Below are 21,267 nucleotides of genomic sequence, written 5' to 3' on the forward strand. Positions count from 1 at the left end.
CCCGTGATCAGTTCCTCTAATAGGTGAAAGGAGGCTAGGACTTGTTAGATATCAGGTTGATTAAGAAAGCTATAAAAGGAAACGATGAAGCCTTTGAACAGCTGATTAAAGACGAAAGCGACAAGTTATATAAAACGGCTTATCTCTATGTCCGAAACAAAGAAGATGCGCTCGATGTGCTTCAGGAAACAGTCTGTAAAGCTTTTGTAGGAATTCATAAATTAAAAGAACCCAAATTTTTCAGTACGTGGCTTGTGAAAATATTAATTCGCACAGCTTATGAGGTGCTTCAAAAGAAAAGTAAAACGGTCTTAACTGGTGAGGCGTTTATACATAGCCTGACTGAAAATACGAGTCACAGTCCTGAAGAGGATCTGGATTTGGCTTATGCTATTTCCGACTTAGATCAAAACTATCAAACGGTGATTATCTTATTCTATTTCCATGACCTATCGATAAAAACGATTGCCGAAAAGATGCAGAAACCAGAGGGGACTATAAAAACTTATCTTCATAGAGCCAAGGCGGAACTAAGAGGTTTACTGGAAGGAGCGGGATCATATGGGCAAAGAATGGTTTGATAGAAAAGATGATGTAGATTTGCCGAGAGATGAAATTATGATAGCAATACAAAACGGAATGAAAGAAGGCAAAAAGATTAAACGCAGAAATAAGGTGAAAGCTGGGATGAAGCTTTCTGCATGGGTTTCAGGAACAGCTGCGTCTGTTGTCCTATCTTCGGGATTTGTTTTTTCGCCAGTCAATACAGTATTAGCCGAAGTCCCATTGATCGGAAAGCTCTATGAACAGCTGAACCTTGATATCGGAAAAGAGCTAGCTGCAAGCAACTTAGTAACAGAAATTAACGAAAAAGCTACAAGTAATGGGGTTGATGTTACGGTAACGAGTGCTTTTTATGATGGAAATGTTATTGGAGTAACGATAAAAGCAGAGGGTGAAGACCTTTCTTTGGAGACCATGGATAAGGAACGCAGCCCGGAAGCGGGTTATTCTTTCAGTGGAAGTGATCAAGAACAGCTTCCGGGCACGAGAACTGAACTTGAAAAAGCAAAAGATGGAAGTTATGTTGCCGCAATGGAATTTGAATTGCCAGATAAAGAGTTGCCTAAGAATTATACGTTGCCATTAACGTTTAATCTTATAGCAAACAAAAAAGGTACATGGCAATTTGATATTCCGGTTACGCAGCTTCCTATGAAAAAAATAGAATTAAATGCATCAGGAGCTTCAAAAGACGGTGCACATAAAATTGAAATGACTTCGCTATCGGTTGGAAAGGCAACGGCGACGCTAGATTATATATCTATACACCAAGTGGATGGTATTGAAGAACATGTGAATTTGAAAGTGTTAGATGATAAGGGCGGAAGGGTGCAGCTTAGACAAAATGGAGATATAAAAGTAACTGAAAACCAGGGTGTAATCACTAAGCGAAGTGAGGCAGCATTGGGCAAAATTAAAAAAGATGTAAATTACTTAATGGTTTATCCGGAGATTGTAAGTAAGGATAATAGAATTAACCTAAAACCAATAAAAGTACAAATAAATTAATAAAAAGAGTGGCCCAAGAGTAATTTATTGTACTTTTGGGTCTCTTTATTAAATAGCGTCTTTCATTATAGTATTTTAGACATGTTTTGAAAGTGAAAATGGCTGTTGAAAGGCGTTGTAGCAGGCAGTTTGAGCGAAAACCAGCAAGTTAAAGGCGGTTCGACAAGCATCTTGAGCGAAACTTAGTATGTTTGGGGTGGTTCAACTCTATTGCCCTCTAAACTCCAATCAGTTAAACTGTAAAAATATTAAATGTTCGATTTTGGGCAGAATGAATGTAAGTACGAAATTGGAGAGTATGCTTAATGGAGATGGAAAGACAAGAAACTTACGACATAATGGCGGTTTGTTTGCTGGCGGGTAAAATTATGCTGCAAAGCGGAGCGGAAACGTATCGGGTCGAGGATACGATGATGCGCATTGCAGCTTCTTTTGGTGCACATCAATCACACCCATATGTAACACCGACAGGTATACTTTTTTCAGTTGAAGGTACCGAACCTACTAAAACAAAGCTGATCCGGATTATTGAGCGTACAACGGACTTAGAAAAAGTAGCAAGTGTCAACGGAATCTCTCGTAAAATAAGTGCTGGCGAGTATACGATCGAGGAAGCATATAAAGAATTAAAGAAAATCAGTGAATCAGGTTCTCCGTATTCGCTCTGGATCCATGTTCTTGCTGCAGCCATTTCATCTGGCTGTTTTTTAATCATGTTCCAAGGAAGCTGGGGGGACTTTTTTCCGGCATTCGTAACGGGCGGTCTAGGATTCCTTTTACTCCTTTATTTTCATCAGCTCGTTCCGATTAAGTTTTTCTCGGAGTTTTCGGCTTCGCTGTTAATTGGTTTGCAGGCTCTCTTTTTTGTTTCAACGGGTATTGGCGGAGAGCTGGATAAGATCATAATAGGATCGGTGATGCCGCTCGTTCCTGGATTATTGATTACAAATGCAGTGCGTGACTTAATGGCTGGACATCTGATCTCGGGGCTCGCAAAAGGTGCAGACGCCTTCCTTACTGCATTTGCCATTGGAGCTGGGATTGCTGTTACATTTTCATTCTTTTAGAAAGGAGCGTTCACGATGACGATTATTGAACAGCTTATAACAAGTTTTATCGCGTCGGCGGCATTTGTTATTATTTTTAACGGGCCAAAACGCTCATTGTTTCATTGTGGTCTTGTTGGAATGGTCGGCTGGATTTTATATTTTCTCTTAGAGGCTAATGGGGTTGATATGGTGCTGGCGACAGTGATCGCTTCGTTTTCGATCGCGATCGCTTCACAATATTTTGCAAAAGAATATAAAACACCTGTCATCATATATAGTGTTGCAGGTATTATTCCGCTTGTTCCAGGCGGTATTGCCTACAATGCGATGCGAAACTTTGTGCAGAATGATTACAATCTCGCTATTAATTTAGCAGCAAAAGCTTTTATGATATCAGGATCGATCGCTATAGGACTTGTATTTTCTGAGGTAATTAATCAGATTATCAGAAAATCAAAGTTGAAGACGATCGTAAATAAGTCGCAGTAAAAAATAATGTCAATAAGATTGAAACCAGCTGAACAAGACAGCTGGTTTTTTGTATGTGAACATTTTCAATCATATTCTACTATGAAAATGGCTGTTATTGGGATTCAACTAGTATTCATAATATTTCAATCTAAGGCGGGCCGTATTTTTTTGCGGCCTGTTTTTTATGGGGTTTAATTTCATGTATTTTCAGGAATTCTTATAAAAAGACATATAACAGGAGTGGGAGGCAGACCTTTGATTAATCTACTTAAAAAAGGAAACAAATCGTCCGGAATCGCGGCATTAGGAAACACGGTACTCGCTATAGCTAAAGGTATTGCAGCCGCAGTCAGTGGAAGTGGTGCGATGTTTGCGACAACACTTCACTCGGCAGCAGATGCTTTGAATCAGGCGTTTGTTTTTTTGGGGAGTGCCCTTTCGGAAAAAGAACCAACTGATAAATATCCAGCGGGGTTTGGCCGAGTCATTAATTTATTCGTTTTAGTGGCAGTCATAGTTGTTTCAATTATGGCCTACGAAACAATTTTAAAAGGGTGGAAACTGATTCAAGACCCGCATCCATCAACGAATTTACTGCTGAACATCGGAATTATGATTTTAGCGATCTTAGTTGACGGTTTTATTTTGATCAAGGCGATGAAAGAGATCGTCCATGAGACCAGAAGCAAAGCTACAGGGTTTGGTATCGTAAAAGAGTCGTTTAAGAATGTAAGTTTAGCAGCACCGCCAACCCGTCTTGTTTTTTATGAAGATCTGATTGCGACTTCAGGTGCTATATTGGCACTTGTTTCAATTGTACTTGCAGATCTGACGGGTGCTTATATTCTGGATGGAATCGGAACATTGCTGATTGGTATCCTTCTTGTGTTTGTCGCGTTTAAACTCGGTATTGAAAACACAAGAGGCCTGATTGGTGTAGCTGCACCAAAGGTTGTAGAAGACAGAATTGCTGAAACCATCCTATCTGATAAGGATGTAGTAGATATTAAGGAACTTCGAATTCTTCAAGAGGGAAGAAGATATCATGTTGAAAGCTATATTGAACTCAAAGAAGGATTCACATTGGCAGATGCAGATGATATCAAGTTCCGCGTCCGTGATACACTCTTAGAAGATCCTGATATTGGGGACGTCACGATGGGAATCTTGGAAACTGACCATGTGAAAACTTGGCCTAAAGAAGCGGAAATTAAAGTGAACGGTCATGAAGATGATACTGAAAAAACTCGCTAAGCTTTATTAGCGGGTTTTTCTTTCGTGAAAAATAGGATAAGAAGTCGAAATAGTTAAATATTTTCAAGAAAAAGGATAGAATAATAGTAGATTGTTAAGTTCGTTAAACATCTAGGGAGTACGGGGGATATATCTATGTGGAAAGTATTTTCTTATTTAAAGACTTACCGGGTGGCTATAGCGGCTGCTCTATTCCTGACGCTTTCTGAACTTGCAGTGGAGCTGATGCAGCCGTTAATTATGGCTAAGATCATTGATGATGGAATTTTAAAAGGTGATTTAGGAGTGGTTAAGTTCTGGGGTGCGGTCATGTTCGGGCTTGCTCTTGCTGCTTTTATTGCTGGGATCGCCAATTCCTTTTTCTCCGCGCATGTCAGCCAGAGCTACGGGTTCGATATTAGGCGGCGTGTGTTTGAAAAGGTTCAGGCTTTTTCTTTTGTTAATTTTAATAGATTTCCGGCATCGTCATTGATTACAAGAATGACTCATGATGTAACACAGCTTCAAAATACGGTTTTTATGAGCTTGAGGATTATGTTAAGAGCACCACTGCTTTTAGCTGGCGGGGTAATCATGTCGCTCATCGTCAATTGGAAGCTTGCAATGGTATTGGTAGTAGCACTTCCTTTTCTTTTGTTTTTCTTAAGATGGGTACTTCAGACTGCAGGGACAATGTTTCGTGATGTCCAAGACAGACTTGATGGTGTGAACCGTGTAATGCGTGAAAACCTGATGGGGATGAGGCTGATTAAAGCATTTTTACGAAGAGATCATGAATCCTCACGATTTGAAAAAGCAAGTGATGATCTGAAAGTCCAGACGGTATCATCACTCCGCCTTATTGAAGTTTCCATTCCTGTGTTGCTTTTGGTTATGAATATCGCAATTCTAGCCATTCTTTGGTTCGGAAGCAGACAATTGAACCTTGGTGCGATCGAAGTGGGTGAAGTGGTTGCAATTGTGAACTATTCTTTTCGCATCTCATCCGTTCTAACTATCATTTCTTTTATTATTATGGCATTTTCCCGTGCGAAAGCATCTGCTCAGCGCATTGGAGAAGTGCTGGATACCGAGATTGATCTCATTGAATCAGAAGATACTAATCAATCGGTAACCCTTCAAAAAGGTCATGTTGAGTTTAAGAACGTTTCTTTTAAGTATCCAGAAAGTGAAGCTTTTGTGCTGCAGGACATATCTTTTTCAGTAAAAGCTGGTGAGACGTTAGCCATCCTTGGCTCGACAGGGTCAGGTAAAACTTCACTCTATCAACTCGTCCCGCGATTATATGATGTAACAGACGGGGAAGTGCTTGTCGATGGCAGAAATGTAAAGGCGTATCCTATTGACACACTTCGAAAAGGAATAGGTGCTGTTCCCCAGGAAGCTATTCTTTTTACTGGCTCGGTACTTGAGAATATCGGCTGGGGGAAAGAAGAGGCGACGGAAGAGGAGATTGTACAGGCAGCAAAAGATGCACAAATACATGAGACGGTAGAGAAATTGCCGGATCAATATAAAACACGGGTTGGACAGCGGGGCGTGAACCTTTCTGGAGGTCAAAAACAGCGTTTGTCCATAGCACGTGCGTTAGTTAGAAAACCTAAAGTATTAATGCTTGATGACAGTACGAGTGCACTGGATCTGAAAACGGAAGCAAAGCTATTAGCAGCATTAAGAAAATATTCCTGCACAACGTTTATCATTACACAAAAAATCAGTACAGCGATGGAAGCCGACCACATTTTGCTTTTAGATGATGGCCGTGTAGAAGCTTGGGGTACGCACGCCGAGCTGCTTGAAACGTCGCCACTTTATGTGAAGATCGTACAATCACAATTTGGGGAGGAGGGTTTCCGGCATGTCAAAAGGTTCAAATAGACCTCATCCACATAATCATTTGTTCGGACAAAAAGTAAAACCGAAAAATTGGGCAAGTACGGTAAAACGTATTGGAGGTTATTTTTCTAGTCAAAAATGGCTATTAAGCTTGGTTTTGCTCATGGTGATCATCAGCTCCGCGTTAAGTTTGCTAGGGCCATTTTTAATCGGGGTCGCAATTGATTCATATATCGTTAAAGAAAATGCAGAAGGTTTGACGAAGCTATTAATCGGTCTGATCTTTGTCTTTATCGGACAGTCTTTATCGATTTGGCTTCAGAACTATTGGATGATCGGAATTGCTCAGCAGACGGTGTATCGCATGCGCAACGATCTGTTTAAGCAGTTTCACAGACTTTCGATCTCCTTTTTTGATAAAAGGCAGCATGGAGAGCTGATGAGCCGTGTGACCAACGACATTGAGAATGTCAGTTCCACCCTGAACAGCTCTTTTATCCAGGTGTTTTCAAGTATTTTGACGCTTGTTGGTACAATTGCTGTCATGATTTATTTAAGTCCGCTGCTGACTATTATTTCTCTTTCCATCGTTCCGCTTATGGTCTTTGGACTAAAATGGATTACGAAAAGGACAGGTGCTAGGTTTAAAGAACAGCAAAGAAACCTTGGTGAAATCAACGGTTATGTAGAAGAGATCACTTCTGGCCAGCGTATCGTTAAATCTTTTTCGCAGGAAAAGAGAGTTATTGAAGAATTCATGGAGAAAAATGAGCGTTTGAAGGAATCTGGCTATTGGGCTCAAACCTTCTCGGGGTTTATTCCAAAGCTTATGAACGTACTAAATAACGGAAGTTTCGCATTAATAGCAGGTGTTGGCGGTGTGCTGGCATTGAACGGAAAAGTTTCGATCGGGGTAATCGTCATCTTTGTAGAGTATTCAAGACAATTTACGAGACCATTAAATGATTTGGCAAATCAGTTTAATACACTTCTTTCTGCTGTAGCTGGTGCAGAGAGAGTATTTGAGATTTTAGACGAGTCGAGAGAAGAAAGAGATGAAGATGATGCCATCGAATTTTCATCCGTTAAAGGGAAAGTGGAATTCAGAGATGTTTCTTTTTCGTATGAAGGTGATGACCAAACAGTATCAGGTCTTAGTTTTTCGGTAAAAGAAGGTGAAACGGTAGCACTAGTTGGACCTACCGGAGCTGGGAAGACAACAGTTGTGAATTTGCTTTCACGCTTTTATGATGCAGATAATGGACAGATCTTAATTGATGGTCATGATATTAAGAACGTAAAAAGAAGCAGTCTAAGAAGTCATATGGCTTTTGTGCTGCAAGACTCCTTTTTATTTGAAGGTTCTATTTTCGAAAACATTCGTTATGGAAGGCTTGGCGCTTCTGATGAAGAAGTCATTGAAGCTGCGAAACTTGCAAATGCCCATTCATTTATTCAAAAGCTTCCAAAAGGTTATAATACGATATTAAATCAAGAGGGAAGCGGGATCAGCCAAGGGCAGAAACAGCTCTTATCCATAGCGAGGGCAATTCTGGCAGACCCGTCATTGTTGATATTAGATGAGGCAACAAGCAGTATCGACACGATTACGGAGATGAAGATTCAAGAGGCTTTGCAGAGATTGATGACCGGCAGAACAAGCTTTGTAATCGCACATCGATTAAACACGATTCAGCAAGCTGATCAGATTCTAGTTCTTCATGATGGCGGTATTTTGGAAAAAGGAACTCATGAAGAACTGTTAAACCATAAAGGATTTTACCATTCATTATATAACAGTCAGTTGAAACAAGAAGCTTAGTACTATCGGGATTACAACTTTTGTCTTATGGAAACGATGCTTTTGTCATATTTTCAGGGCGATTCTTGCAGGAACCTCCCTTTTTTTGTCGTAATTATAGTACACAAGCCATTTTGACCAGGGAGTAGAAAATGATCATTGAAAAGCTGCTTTTGCATGTATTGATTGTTATTGCACCAGTACTTAGCTATAGCTTTTTGTTCGAAAGCAGAAAGATAGGAAAATCCCCCTATTTTTTAGGTATTCTTTATGGTGTATCTGCTTCACTTTGCATGAATTTTGCCTATTTTAATTCGGGGTTAAATTGGGATCTGCGTTATGTTCCTTTAGTGCTTTCTATTTTTTATGGAGGTCCTGTTTCAGGGATTATTACTCTTACTGCCATCTTAGCGACAAGAACGGCGATAGGGGGAGACACGCTATACCTTGGTTACATAAGTGCAGCGGTAGCTTGTACTGTTCCTTTTATTCTTTATAAATATTTCTGGAGATTTCCTCCGCGAAAAAGAATTTATATGTTCATCGTAGCTGGATTATGGCCTGCTATTGTCCAGTTATTAATACTTCTAAGCTACCTATACATGAATGGTGAAGCTTTGCAGGCAGACCAAGTTATCTTTTTATACATAGCTGTTTTCGGTATTATTCAAATTTTAGCCGTCGTTTTTGGCTCTATCTTAAATGAAGCAGTCATAGAGAGAAACTTAATGAAAGATGAGATCCGGCGTTCTGAGAAACAGCACACGCTTGGGGAACTGGCGGCTTCTATTGCTCATGAAGTCCGGAATCCATTGACTGTAGTAAAAGGTTTTCTTCAGCTGATGGAAGGTGAAGATGAACGGCATAAGCATTACTATCCACTGATTTTAAGTGAATTAAGCAGAGCAGAAAGCATTATAAGTGATTACCTGAACTTCGCTAAACCGGAGTTTAAAAAGATCGAAACTTTTTCAATAGCTGAATTAGTAACGGAACTAAGTATTTTACTAAATCCGTATGCTTTAAAAGACGGTATTTCGCTTTCGCATTTGATTGAATCGGATGCGAAGATTACGACAGATCGAAACCAGCTAAAACAGGCGCTGATCAATATCTTGAAGAATGCTGTTGAGGCAACTCCGAAAGAGGGACGTGTATCCATTAAGCTTATTCCTGACGGGGAACAGGTTAAGATTATCGTGAGAGATACAGGAAAAGGGATGACTAAAGAACAGCTGTCCCGCATTGGCTCTCTGTTTTTTTCAACGAAGCAGCAAGGAACTGGGTTGGGAACGATGGTATCGATTCGGATCATAGAATCCATGGGCGGCAAGGTGGAGTATACGAGCAAGATTGGAAAAGGTACGAAGGTTAGTGTCTCGCTTCCTTTAATCAGCTCGTTTGATGAAGAGACGGTTTAAAAATTGTTATAAAGGGGAAAATGCTGAAAAGAGGTGAAGCAGCATGGATAACTTTATGGCAGATATTTTTCGTTTTTTAGGCGGCTTCTTAAACGTCAGCTTATTGTTAGTAATCATTATTGTAATACTAATCGTGCGTCAGACTAGAAAGAAAAAGCCAAAAAATCAAGAAGAAGACTATCTCGAACATAATAATGATCATTCAAATGATAATAAAAAGTAAAGAAAGCCTGCATTTCGATTGCAGGCTTTTTTGGTGCGTTTAAGATTATTTAAGGAAAAGAACCATTAGTTCTTCATCATAATATGTTTCATCTACTCGAAGTGCTTTTTCTTCTTTACCATATGTCGTAAAGCCTAGTGAACTGTAAAGTCCTTTTGCTTTTTCATTGCTGGAGACAACTGTCAAATTAAGTTTTAAAATTTCGGGAATCTGTTTTGCATGGCTGATCGCAGCTGTTACGAGGGCTTTCCCGGCACCTGAGCGGCGGCTGTCAAGTTTTACATACATGGCGACAATGTGAGCGCGGTGCTTCATTTTTTCAATTTTGTCTTGGACTAATGTAACGGCACCAATCAGTGCATTTTCCTGAAATGCTCCGAAAGTAAAATCACCGTCACCTTTAAGCCTGCTGGCCACTTGTTCAATTGGATTTTTACGTTCTAGAGCTTCTTCATAACTTGTAGCAAAAGCTTCAGGATGATTTTTTAGTGCCTCAAGACGCATCTCCCAATACGCTTCGGCATCATCTGGTGTGAGCAAGCGAATCTCCATGCAAACAACCCCCAATAATTGTTTTAATTGGTAGTTTAACACAAATTGTAGGTTGGATGGTATTTGAAATTTAGATTTTTGAAGGCTGAAAATGAAATGGGTATCAATGAAGGAGTGAAATGGAGCATTCCTAACGGGTGTTTGCTCGGTTTTGGAGCGGGAAATAAATTGTTGGGGGTCAGTCCCCCTAGCGTGAGCTGTTTAGAAGATGTAAAGTGTAATGGTATGGTTTTTGAGGGAAGATAGAATAACAGCAAGAAGGGAGGAAATGAACTTGGATCATCCTAAAGATCTCACAGAGAAACGGAAAACGGAGCATATTAGGATCAGTCTTCATGAAGATGTTGAGGGGAAGAACATTACAACGGGATTAGAGAACTATCGATTTATACCCAATGCTTTGCCCGAGATATCTTTTGAGGATGTGTCTCTTTCTGCTTCTTTTTTAGGAAAATCGATGAAGACTCCCTTTTTGATCAGTTCGATGACTGGCGGTACGGAAACTGCGCTTAGGATAAATCAGAACTTGGCTGTTGCAGCACAGGAAAGAGGCTGGGCGATTGGTCTTGGATCTATGAGAGCGGCGGTGGAGAAAGAGGAGCTTGCTTACACTTTTCAGATTAGAAAATGGGCTCCTGACATCCCTGTTATTGCAAACATCGGTGCTGTGCAGCTTAATTATGGTTTTGGGCTGGAGGAGTGTAAACGAGCGGTCGAGATTGCTGAAGCGGATGCTCTCGTTCTTCACTTGAATACGCTGCAGGAGGTGTTCCAGCCAGAAGGTGATACGGATTTTTCTCATTTATTAAGTAAAATCGAAAAGCTTATTTCCGGGTTATCCGTTCCGGTTGGTGTAAAAGAAGTCGGCATGGGAATTGATAAAACTTCTGCTGAAAAGCTGATTGCAGCAGGTGCTCAGTTTATTGATATTGCAGGGGCTGGCGGAACATCTTGGGTTCAGGTAGAGAGTTACCGTTCAGAAGATGCTGCAAGGAAAAAAGCTGCTGAAGCATTCCTAGATTGGGGCCTTCCGACTTCTGAGAGTATAGCAGGTGTCAGGGAAGTATCAAAGAAGATACCCGTTATCGCGAGCGGAGGGCTGAAACATGGTGTTGATGCTGCGAAATCACTTGCGTTAGGTGCCGACCTAGCTGGATTTGGCCGGAGCCTGCTTCAGTCGGCTGTGGAGAAAGATGCTGAAGCTTTGATTTTACAAATGGACCGAATTGAATTTGAACTTAAAGCTGCCATGTTTGGGATTGGTGCTGCAAATATTGATGAACTAAAAACTACAAAACGATTGATGAAAAGCTGAAAAACAAGCCATAAGAAAAGCGCTCCTGAAAAACAGGAACGCTTTTTTGTATATTTATTTTGATACATCTTCCAATGTTTTTTCCATGTTCTCGAATTGGTCTTGTACTTTTTGAGAAGGGTCCTTCGTAACTAAGCTTACTAAGATGATAGCTATTAAGCTTAAGAAGAATCCTGGTATCATTTCGTATACTTGTTCTTTTAAATCCGGGAACTGAACCCAAGTTAGAACAGTAACAGCCCCAACAACGATACCTGCTAAAGCTCCCCACTTCGTCATTCGTTTCCAGAAAAGACTTAGAAGAACGAGTGGTCCGAATGCTGAACCGAAACCTGCCCATGCATATCCGACAAGGCTAAGAATCGTATCATTCGGGCTCAGTGATAACAATGTTGCAATAACTGCAACAGCTAAAACAGAAATTCTTCCGATTAGTACAAGCTGTTTTTGTGATGCATCTTTTTTAAAGAACTGCTTATAAAAGTCTTCTGTCACAGATGAAGATGTAACGAGAAGCTGTGATGAAATGGTACTCATGATTGCTGCCAAGATTGCTGCAAGCAAGAATCCTGTAATAAGCGGGTGGAATAATAGATTAGCAAACTCGATGAATACTGTTTCAGGATCTGCGAGTTTTCTACCAGCTATATCGAACCATGCTACACCGATGAAGCCTGTTAGTGCTGCACCGATTAATGAGATAATCATCCAGCTCATACCAATCTGTCTTGCTCTTTTAATATCTTTTACAGATGTAATCGCCATAAAGCGAACGATAATATGCGGCTGACCAAAGTAACCTAATCCCCAAGCTAATAAAGAAATTAATCCGAGAGCTGAAAGACCTTTTGTCATATTAAGCAATGATGAATCTACACCGCGTACTGTGTCTATTACTGATTGGGCGTCACCGATGTCTGTAAATGCCACAATCGGCACTAATACAAGGGCGATGAACATAATACAGCCCTGAACAAAGTCTGTCCAGCTCACGGCAAGGAACCCGCCGAACAGTGTATAAGCTACTACTACTGCTCCTGTTAAAAGCATCCCAGTCATGTAATCCATGCCGAACGCACTTTCGAAAAGCTTGCCTCCAGAAACAAGTCCTGCAGAACAATACAGTGTGAAGAAAATAATAATAACAAGACCTGAAACGATACGCAGCGTTTTCTTCGTATCATTAAAGCGATTTTCAAGATAATCAGGGATTGTAATAGAATCATCTGCCACTTCTGTATACGTACGAAGTCGAGGTGCAACAAGGATATAGTTCAAATAGGCACCAATCGTCAGACCAATCGTAATCCAAAGACTGCTAATCCCATCTGTGAACATCGCACCTGGGATCCCCATCATCATCCAGCCACTCATATCGGAAGCCCCAGCAGACAATGCTGTTACAGCTGGACCAAGTCCTCTTCCTCCGAGCATGTAATCAGATAGGTCGTTTGTTTTCTTGTAAGCCCAGTACCCAATATACAGCATACCGGCCATGTAGATAACTAAAGAAATAATAACTCCTGTTTGCATGTAAAAAAATCTCTCCTTTTCTTTTTTCATGAAATAGGTCACGTTAGTTTGCTCAACGGATTACAAGTTTATGAAAAAGATGACAGGTTTTTAAAACTAGAGCTTTTTAGTTTTGCAAAAAGAGTTTGCGAGGAGTGACAAAAAAACTTGAAGTCAAAAGCGCGGTAGAAAAACGCATAACAAACATTGCCGGAAAAAATGTTACCCGGCATCAACCACAAGATAAAAGCCAAGCCGAAAAAATCGAAAATAGCGGCATCCGTTTTGAGCAAAAAACGTGCCCACTCCTTTTCAGAACATGTTTATCACTATAACAAAAACTAAGAAAAAACCCAAATCATAACCTAAAGATGCTATTCTGACGCTGTTAAGCTACAATAGAAAATAAGAATTTTACCATAAGGAATGATTTCGTTTTGAGTATTTTACTAGTAGAAAATTTATATAAAACATATGGAGAGAAAACTCTCTTTGATAAAATTTCTTTTTCAATAAGTGAAAAACAAAGAATCGGGTTGATTGGTCCAAACGGTACAGGGAAGTCTTCTTTGTTAAAAGCTCTGTCAGGATTGGACCCCGCTGAACAGGGCAGCATCACTCACGCAAACCAGTTTCAGATTGAATACGTCGCCCAAGAGCCTGAGCTGGAGGAAGAGCTTTCTGTTTTGGAGCAGATCTATTATGGCGATTCAGCCATCATGCGAACGATGCGTGACTATGAGCAAGCATTGCTGGATTTGGAAGCGGATCCTGCAAATGAGAAAAAGCTGCAGCGCTTAATGAATTGTCAGCAAAAAATGGACGATCAAGAAGCATGGGAAGCGAATACCGTTGCGAAAACTGTTCTAACGAAACTAGGACTGCGCGATTTTTCAAGACAAGTGAAATTCTTGAGCGGCGGACAGAAAAAGCGTGTTGCCATCGCAAAAGCTTTGATTCAGCCAGCTGACCTTTTGATTCTGGATGAGCCGACAAACCATCTTGATAATGAAACGGTTGAATGGCTGGAAACATTCCTCGCTGGGTACAAAGGCTCACTTTTAATGGTTACCCATGACCGTTATTTCCTAAACCGTGTTACAAATCATATTTTTGAGCTTGATAACGGAAAACTCTATGTTTACGAAGGGAATTACGAAACCTATTTAGAGAAAAAAGCAGAGCGGGAAGAGATCGCCCTGCAGAATGAAGATAAACGCCAAAACACGCTCAGACGTGAATTAGCCTGGCTGCGCCGCGGAGCGAAAGCACGTACGACTAAGCAAAAAGCCCGTATTCAGAGGGTGGATAGTCTGCAGGAGGAAACAGGTCCTGCTGCAAAAGGTTCTGTTGAATTTGCAATCGGATCACAGCGTCTTGGCAAAAAGGTAATTGAGGTAGAAGAATTGACGAAAAGTCTTGATGGCAAGAAGTTGGTTGACGGATTGGATTATTTGATCGTTCCTGGTGAACGTCTTGGTATCATCGGACCAAATGGCAGCGGAAAAACAACTTTGTTGAACATGCTTGCAGGCAGAATGAAGCCTGACTCGGGTTTTGTTGAAGTCGGCGAAACCGTTAAAATCGGTTATTATACGCAGGATCATGATGAACTCGATGGCAACCTTCGTGTGGTCGATTATGTAAAAGAGACGGCACAAGTGATCAGTACAGTTGATGGCCAGACGATTACAGCTGAACAGATGCTGGAACGTTTCCTCTTCCCGCGCTATATGCAATATACGTATATTCGCAAACTTTCAGGCGGAGAGAAGCGCAGACTTTATATGCTGAAGGTGCTGATGGAAGAGCCAAACGTTCTGTTTCTGGATGAGCCTACGAATGACTTGGATATTCAGACTCTCGGTATTTTAGAAGAGTATCTGGAAAACTTCCCGGGTGTCGTTTTAACCGTTTCGCATGATCGTTATTTCTTAGATCGCGTGGTCGATCATCTGCTGGCATTTGAAGGTGAGGGCAGGGTCGTCAGGTTCCAAGGCAGTTACTCCGATTATATGGAGGAGAAAAAAGAGCGTGACGAGGTTGCGGCTTCTGTTAAAAAGGAAGCTCAGGCTGTCGCAGCTGAGGCGGATGGTGGCGGTCAGCCGCGGAAAGAAAAGCGGAAAAAGCTATCTTATAAAGAGCAGCAGGAATGGGACACAATTGAAGATCGCATCATGGCGCTTGAAGAGAAGAAAGAGCAGATCGAAGCTGAAATCGTCGCAGCGGGCAGTGATTTCGGACGAATCAGTGAGCTTTATGCGGAACAGAAAAAAGTAGAGACAGAGCTCGAAGTGACGATGGAACGCTGGGAAGAGCTGTCGCTTCTTGTGGAGGAACTGGAGAATTAATTGAGAAACACCTCTTGCGGCTGGCAGGAGGTGTTTTTGTTGAGAAGTGAAAGAAGCATTATGTCAATTTTTGTCGAGAGACCTATTTTTTTAAAAATAGACTTAATTGACCTTAGAAAAGACTTAATTTTTCTAATTTAGACCTAATTAACTCTTATTTAGACTTTATTATTGAAATTTAGACTTAATTAGATTTTTATTCCTAAATAAAAGCCCTCACTTTTAAAAGTGAGGGCTTAAAAATTCGATTAAAACACCTTCGTTGTCCAGTTTTCGCAGTTCCAGACTTCGTTTGCTACTTCTTTATAAAATTCTGGTTCATGGGAGATCAAGAGGACGCTTCCTTTAAAGGCTCTCAACGCACGCATTAACTCGTCTTTTGCCTCAACATCCAAGTGGTTTGTAGGCTCATCAAGTACCAATACGTTATTTTCATGGTTGATCAGTTTACATAAGCGAACTTTTGCTTTTTCGCCCCCACTAAGAACTTCTACTTTACTCTCGATATGTTTTGTTGTTAATCCGCACTTCGCCAGAGCTGCACGAACTTCATGATGAGAGAAACCAGGGAACTCGTTCCAGATTTCTTCGATACATGTGTTGTAGTTTGCAGATTTTACTTCTTGTTCGAAATAGCCGATTTCCAGGTTTTCACCCCGTTCAACCGAACCAGAAACAGGCTTGATTTCACCTAAAATACTGCGGAGCAATGTTGTTTTCCCGATACCATTCGCACCGACCAAAGCAATTTTTTGTCCGCGTTCCATGCGCAGGTTCAGCGGTCGCGACAATGGCTCATCATATCCGATTACGAGATCCTTCGTTTCAAAGATCAGCTTACTCGGCGTGCGGGCTTCTTTAAAGTTGAATTCTGGTTTTGGCTTTTCTTTTGCCAGCTCAATTACATCCATCTTATCTAGCTTCTTCTGACGGGACATCGCCATGTTACGAGTTGAAACTCTCGCTTTGTTGCGGGCCACGAAATCTTTTAAGCCGGCAATTTCTTGCTGCTGGCGCTTGAATGCCGCCTCCAGCTGGGATTTTTTCATCTCATGAACTGATTTAAAGTGATCGTAGTCGCCAACATAGCGGTTTAGCTCTTGATTTTCCATGTGATAGATCAAGTTGATAACGCTGTTCAGGAATGGGATGTCATGCGAAATCAGGATAAACGCGTTTTCGTACTCCTGCAAGTAGCGCTTCAGCCATTCGATATGCTGTTCATCCAGATAGTTTGTCGGCTCATCCAGCAATAGAATTTCTGGTTTTTCTAATAAAAGTTTTGCAAGCAATACCTTTGTACGCTGACCGCCGCTCAAGTCGTGAACATCACGGTCTAAACCGATATCATCAAGTCCAAGACCCCGCGCGATTTCTTCAACTTTTGCATCGATTACATAAAAGTCGTTATTCGTTAGCGTATCCTGGATTACTCCTACATCTTCAAGCAATTTCTCTAGCTCTTCAGGAGTGACTTCACCCATCTTTTCGTACATGCTGTTCATTTCTGTTTCCATGTCGAGCAGATATTGAAACGCACTCTTCAGCACGTCGCGGATCGTCATTCCTTTTTGAAGAACGGTATGCTGATCCAGATAACCAACGCGTACTTTTTTCGCCCATTCAACTTTTCCTTCATCAGGCTTCAATTTACCAGTGATAATATTCATAAAGGTAGACTTACCTTCACCATTTGCACCGATTAGACCGATGTGCTCTCCTTTTAGAAGACGGAAAGAAACATCGTTAAAAATGGCACGGTCGCCGAAACCGTGGCTCAATCCTTGTACTGTTAAAATACTCATCTATATAACACCTTTTCTGTCAGTAATTTGTACACTCTTGATTATAGTATTGAATGGGGAAGGAACTCAATAGGTGTATGACGAATCGTGACAATGAAAAAGCACCCAAGGAGAAAAATTCCATGAGTGCCTTCGTGTATTATTCTTGTTCTCCAGTACGATTTTTAAAAGCTTCTTTTGTAGCCAGGTTTGCTGAATCAGTCTCGTCACTTTTTTGAACGAGTCTGTTTTGCAGTGTATTATCTGGAAAGCGACCTGGATGGCCCTTTTTCTTATGTTCGAATTCTTTTCCGCGTGCCATGTGTTTTTCACTCCTCGTCTCTTTACACCGTATTGTGTCCAAGAGAGAGGGAATTTATGAACACCTAAAAAGGTTTTACAACCATTAAAACGATTAGTACGACAGCTAAACCGTGTAAAATATAAACATAAGGGTCAAGCTGTTTATCAACGGTCCGATAAGAATCGGGCAGTTCGTCGCCTTCATGTGATGCAAGAATTTCGCTCATTTGTTTTTGTTTCTTAGGAATGATGCCCATAACAAGTATTTGTGCCAGAACATAAATCACCAGAGATGAGATGTACCAAACTTCACTAAAAAGTGCAGAATTTAAATAACCTAATAAAAGTCCAGTTGCAAGAAGTGTTAAGCTTCCAATCTTCGGTAAGGTTTCAATCTTTGCGTTCACTTCAAGTGCAAACCGTGCCTGTGCGGCAGTTTTTGCGAATTTTGTAACGACTGGCATCGCAAAGCTCGCGCCAAGACCTACAACTGCTGCAATAATGTGAAGCAAGACAAGTGTTCCGTATAGCGTCATATAAATAATCCCCCATTTCAATAAAAAATTTTTCTTTCCCCCACACAATTTATTACACTAAACAGGAGAATAGTCCTCTTTTTAATAATGACTTTTATCCTAAGAGAACAAAGAGGAGATGCAATAATGAACCAAAAGGATGAAATCAGACATAAAATTTGGAACAAACTCACTGAAGAAAAGCTGGGCAGATTTCCGTTTCCTTTAACAAATCGAATCCCTAATTTTAAAGGAGCAGAGGCTGCTGCTATATACATAACGGAAATGAAAGAATACAAAGAAGCTAAAGTCATCAAAGTTAATCCTGATTCGCCTCAGCTGCCTCTTAGGACTCAAATTTTAAAGGACGGAAAAATGCTGCTCGTGCCGACGCCGAGACTTAAGGATGGTTTCATTCAAGTTAAGCCGGAGTGGGTTCCGAAGGGTGAGGAAAGAAAAGCGGCAAGTCTTTCAAGCATTATGAACTATGGGAAAGTGCTTCCTTTATCTAAGATGCCTCCGATCGACTTGATTGTAGTGGGATCGGTTGCCATTCACCGTGACGGCAGAAGACTTGGTAAAGGGGAAGGGTATGCGGTCAGGGAATATGCGATTATCCGTGAGCTTGGGAATAAAGGAGTACCCGTGATCACTTCCATTCAAAGTGCTTAGCTGGTGGATGATAATATTCCTGTTAATGTGTTTGACTTAACGGTGGATTGGATTGCTACTGAAAAAGGATTGATCGAAACAAAATCACCTTATCCAAAACCGACAGGGATTGTCTGGGAAGAGGTAAGTGAAGAGGACATGGAAACCATGCCCGTTTTAAAGGAAATTAAAGAGTTGATCTCTAACAAATAATTATGACATAGAGGGTTCTTTAAAATATTGCAAAGGATTTTTTTCATCTGCAGGTACAATTTTCAGCTGACGCAATACTTCTTCAGCGAAACTGATGTAGTTTGAGCCTGTAGAAGTTACTACATTTTGATCTGCAACAAGATGTTCTTCTTTTTTGTTGTCCCAGTTCATTACAGGCAGAAATTGTGTGTCATTTTGAGTGAGTGAAGCGGTATATCTTACGTGGTTCAGAATTCCGGCAGCTCCCAGCAATGCTGGTCCTCCGCATATAGCACCTATCAGTTTATTGCTATCGAAAAAAGTGCGAATTATGTTTGTCACACCAGTGTCTTCAAGCAAGTGATAGGGATTTCCGCCTGGAATGATAAGTGCTGAGTATTCATCCGGATCAATTTCATTAATTGTTATATCAGGCATGATCTTCAATTTGCCGGCTGATGTAACCGATCTGCCAGATGAATATGGTGAACATGTAACTAATTCATAGTCAGAACCATTTAAACAAGTGATTAAAATTGAAATTTCAAATTCAGCGAAAGAATCATACACAAACAGTAATACTTTTTTCATATCTTGACCTCCTTTTGTATATCCAAATTTTAGCACCTGCTCATATGAATTTGCTACAAAAACAAGCATAATTTATTTCTCGAAGGAATATATCTGAAACACAACTAAATAATCTCACAAAATACGAAGACACAATCACACTAAAGGCTCGTTCTTTCTATTGGGAAAGGCTTGCCTTTTTATTGTGCAAAAGAGGAGGTGACTGCTAAAAATATTCCCTCAGTAATTCCTACTTGACAGATAGGTTTTATTGTATTAATTTATTTTAGTTAACTAAAGGGGGGACTTGTAGGTGACTACTTATTTAGTTTTATCAAATATTGCAATTATGCTTATACTTTTAGGTGTTTTGTTTTACATGCAAAAGAAACACGTTTCCTTTTCTAAACGTGTATTCACAGGCCTTGGATTAGGGATTCTCTTCGGTCTTGTTCTTCAGTACGGCTATGGTGCTGATTCTGAAGTTGCAGCAAAATCCACTGATTGGTTCAATCTAGTAGGCGGCGGTTATGTAACATTCTTAAAAATGATCGTTATGCCGCTTGTGTTCATTTCCATCCTATCCGCGTTTACTCGATTAAACCTTAAAGGAAACATCGGGAAATTAAGCGGATTAATTATCGGAATCTTAGTAGGAACAACTGCAATAGCAGCGGTTGTTGGGATTGGAACGTCTGTTGCTTTCGATCTTGAAGCTGTTCAAATCGAACAGGGTGACGCAGAAACTGCGCGCGGTGAGCAGATGGAAGGTACTTTTGCAGAAGTGAAAGACTTAACATTGCCGCAGCAGATTCTATCATTGCTGCCAGCTAATCCGTTTCTAGATTTTACAGGTGCTAGACCAACTTCAACGATTGCAGTTGTTATCTTTGCGGCATTCCTTGGGATTGCATATCTGGGGGTGAAGCGCAAGCAGGAAGAACATGCTGAGTTGTTTGCAAAGATTGTTGACGCTTTTTACTCTGTGATTATGCGTGTTGTAACGCTGATTCTCCGTTTAACACCATACGGAGTACTTGCCTTAATGACAAAAACGGTAGCACTTAGTGATATGGGTGCGATTGCGAAGCTTGGTAAGTTTGTTATTGCTTCTTATGTAGCGCTTTTGATCATGTTTGGAATTCACTTGTTATTGTTGACGTTTGCTGGGTTAAACCCAATCACATATATGAAAAAATCATTCCCGGTACTATCTTTTGCCTTTACATCCCGTACAAGTGCAGGAGCGCTTCCTCTAAACATCCGTACACAAAAGAGCATGGGTGTACCTGATGGAATTGCGAACTTCTCAGGTTCATTCGGACTTTCAATCGGTCAAAATGGCTGTGCTGGCATTTATCCAGCGATGCTTGCCGTGATGATCGCTCCGACTGTCGGAATCGATCCGCTGTCACCATCGTTCTTGTTGACTCTCGTTGTAGTTGTAGCGCTTAGCTCGTTTGGTGTAGCAGGTGTAGGTGGCGGAGCGACATTTGCAGCGATTCTTGTATTGTCTGCTATGGATCTTCCGATTGCATTAGCTGGTCTATTGATCTCAGTTGAACCATTGATCGATATGGGCCGTACAGCTGTAAACGTGAGCGGCGCGATGACATCGGGACTGTTAACGAGTAAAGTTCAGAAACAATTAGATACAGATGCTTACAATGACAGTGAAAATCAAGTTGAGGTAAGTGCTTAAGAAATAAGTGAGACGATCTTGCCTTAGGGCGAGGTCGTTTTCTAATGGATTGCAGAAAAATTTAAATAGGATCATCAAGATAAAACTGAATAAATATTAGGCGCAGGATAATAAGATCCTGCGTTTTATTTATGTTTGTAAAAATTGGCTAAATAGGTGTGAAGCCTTTCCAATTAGGGTAAAAATTAAAAAC

20 protein-coding genes are annotated in these 21,267 nt (G+C 40.7%); 14 read left to right on the forward strand and 6 right to left on the reverse strand.

Annotation, left to right across the window (positions count from 1 at the left end; genetic code table 11):
• Positions 1-41: 41 nt before the first annotated feature.
• The 9 genes from ACFW35_RS17500 (at position 42) to ACFW35_RS17540 (ending at position 9,627) form a co-directional block, all read left to right on the forward strand.
• Positions 42-581: a sigma-70 family RNA polymerase sigma factor gene (locus tag ACFW35_RS17500; RefSeq protein WP_379847744.1), complete on the forward strand. Its 540-nt coding sequence runs from the start codon at positions 42-44 to the stop codon at positions 579-581.
• Entirely contained in the window at positions 562-1,572 is a 1,011-nt protein-coding gene (locus tag ACFW35_RS17505) for a DUF4179 domain-containing protein (protein WP_379847746.1), read from the forward strand. The genes ACFW35_RS17500 and ACFW35_RS17505 overlap by 20 nt, the downstream gene beginning before the upstream one ends.
• A gap of 305 nt (positions 1,573-1,877) precedes the next feature.
• The gene (locus tag ACFW35_RS17510; protein WP_379847747.1) at positions 1,878-2,639 is read left to right on the forward strand and encodes a threonine/serine exporter family protein; all 762 of its coding nucleotides are present in this window, start codon (positions 1,878-1,880) and stop codon (positions 2,637-2,639) included.
• Positions 2,640-2,654: 15 nt separating this feature from the next.
• Positions 2,655-3,110 (forward strand): threonine/serine exporter family protein, encoded by a 456-nt coding sequence (locus tag ACFW35_RS17515; protein ID WP_379847749.1) that lies wholly within the window; start codon positions 2,655-2,657, stop codon positions 3,108-3,110.
• Positions 3,111-3,347: 237 nt separating this feature from the next.
• Positions 3,348-4,346 (forward strand): cation diffusion facilitator family transporter, encoded by a 999-nt coding sequence (locus ACFW35_RS17520; protein ID WP_379847750.1) that lies wholly within the window; start codon positions 3,348-3,350, stop codon positions 4,344-4,346.
• 135 nt (positions 4,347-4,481) lie between these two features.
• Positions 4,482-6,224, forward strand: a complete 1,743-nt coding sequence (locus ACFW35_RS17525) for an ABC transporter ATP-binding protein (RefSeq protein ID WP_379847751.1) — start codon at positions 4,482-4,484, stop codon at positions 6,222-6,224.
• Positions 6,205-8,004, forward strand: coding sequence for an ABC transporter ATP-binding protein (locus tag ACFW35_RS17530; RefSeq protein ID WP_379847753.1), 1,800 nt, complete (start codon positions 6,205-6,207; stop codon positions 8,002-8,004). The genes ACFW35_RS17525 and ACFW35_RS17530 overlap by 20 nt, the downstream gene beginning before the upstream one ends.
• A 131-nt stretch (positions 8,005-8,135) precedes the next feature.
• Positions 8,136-9,404, forward strand: coding sequence for an ATP-binding protein (locus ACFW35_RS17535; protein WP_379847754.1), 1,269 nt, complete (start codon positions 8,136-8,138; stop codon positions 9,402-9,404).
• Between the two features lie 43 nt (positions 9,405-9,447).
• Positions 9,448-9,627 (forward strand): hypothetical protein, encoded by a 180-nt coding sequence (locus ACFW35_RS17540; protein ID WP_379847756.1) that lies wholly within the window; start codon positions 9,448-9,450, stop codon positions 9,625-9,627.
• 45 nt (positions 9,628-9,672) lie between these two features.
• Here the strand turns inward: ACFW35_RS17540 and ACFW35_RS17545 are convergent, their stop codons facing one another.
• The gene (locus ACFW35_RS17545) at positions 9,673-10,179 is read right to left on the reverse strand and encodes a GNAT family N-acetyltransferase (RefSeq protein ID WP_379847757.1); all 507 of its coding nucleotides are present in this window, start codon (positions 10,177-10,179) and stop codon (positions 9,673-9,675) included.
• Positions 10,180-10,447: 268 nt separating this feature from the next.
• On the opposite strand from ACFW35_RS17545, the gene fni reads away from it, so the two are divergent.
• Positions 10,448-11,494 carry a type 2 isopentenyl-diphosphate Delta-isomerase gene (gene fni / locus ACFW35_RS17550; protein WP_379847758.1) on the forward strand — a complete coding sequence of 349 codons (1,047 nt, stop codon included), beginning with the start codon at positions 10,448-10,450 and terminating at the stop codon, positions 11,492-11,494.
• A 54-nt stretch (positions 11,495-11,548) separates the two neighbouring features.
• On the opposite strand, the gene putP is transcribed toward fni, so the two are convergent.
• Positions 11,549-13,027: a sodium/proline symporter PutP gene (gene putP, locus ACFW35_RS17555; RefSeq protein ID WP_379847760.1), complete on the reverse strand. Its 1,479-nt coding sequence runs from the start codon at positions 13,025-13,027 to the stop codon at positions 11,549-11,551.
• 416 nt (positions 13,028-13,443) lie between these two features.
• Between putP and ACFW35_RS17560 the strand changes: the two genes are divergently transcribed.
• Positions 13,444-15,357, forward strand: coding sequence for an ABC-F family ATP-binding cassette domain-containing protein (locus tag ACFW35_RS17560; protein ID WP_379847762.1), 1,914 nt, complete (start codon positions 13,444-13,446; stop codon positions 15,355-15,357).
• 248 nt (positions 15,358-15,605) lie between these two features.
• Here ACFW35_RS17560 and ACFW35_RS17565 read toward each other — a convergent pair whose 3' ends face one another.
• The 3 genes from ACFW35_RS17565 to ACFW35_RS17575 all read right to left on the reverse strand — a co-directional run bounded on the left by ACFW35_RS17565 (position 15,606) and on the right by ACFW35_RS17575 (position 17,980).
• A complete protein-coding gene (locus tag ACFW35_RS17565; RefSeq protein WP_379847763.1) occupies positions 15,606-17,162 on the reverse strand; it encodes an ABC-F family ATP-binding cassette domain-containing protein in 1,557 nt (518 codons plus the stop codon).
• Between the two features lie 139 nt (positions 17,163-17,301).
• Positions 17,302-17,463: a hypothetical protein gene (locus ACFW35_RS17570; RefSeq protein WP_165389522.1), complete on the reverse strand. Its 162-nt coding sequence runs from the start codon at positions 17,461-17,463 to the stop codon at positions 17,302-17,304.
• A 64-nt stretch (positions 17,464-17,527) separates the two neighbouring features.
• Positions 17,528-17,980, reverse strand: a complete 453-nt coding sequence (locus ACFW35_RS17575; protein WP_379847765.1) for a DUF2269 family protein — start codon at positions 17,978-17,980, stop codon at positions 17,528-17,530.
• 126 nt (positions 17,981-18,106) lie between these two features.
• On the opposite strand from ACFW35_RS17575, the gene ACFW35_RS17580 reads away from it, so the two are divergent.
• A complete protein-coding gene (locus tag ACFW35_RS17580; RefSeq protein WP_379847766.1) occupies positions 18,107-18,631 on the forward strand; it encodes a 5-formyltetrahydrofolate cyclo-ligase in 525 nt (174 codons plus the stop codon).
• Positions 18,632-18,634: 3 nt separating this feature from the next.
• Positions 18,635-18,823, forward strand: coding sequence for a hypothetical protein (locus ACFW35_RS17585; protein WP_379847768.1), 189 nt, complete (start codon positions 18,635-18,637; stop codon positions 18,821-18,823).
• Here ACFW35_RS17585 and ACFW35_RS17590 read toward each other — a convergent pair whose 3' ends face one another.
• Positions 18,824-19,393, reverse strand: coding sequence for a DJ-1/PfpI family protein (locus ACFW35_RS17590; RefSeq protein ID WP_379847769.1), 570 nt, complete (start codon positions 19,391-19,393; stop codon positions 18,824-18,826).
• 328 nt (positions 19,394-19,721) lie between these two features.
• Between ACFW35_RS17590 and ACFW35_RS17595 the strand changes: the two genes are divergently transcribed.
• Positions 19,722-21,074, forward strand: coding sequence for an L-cystine transporter (locus ACFW35_RS17595; protein ID WP_171978959.1), 1,353 nt, complete (start codon positions 19,722-19,724; stop codon positions 21,072-21,074).
• Positions 21,075-21,267 lie beyond the last annotated feature (193 nt).

Origin of the sequence: Fictibacillus sp. NPDC058756, assembly GCF_042746035.1 — a bacterium.
Lineage (GTDB): Bacteria > Bacillota > Bacilli > Bacillales > Fictibacillaceae > Fictibacillus.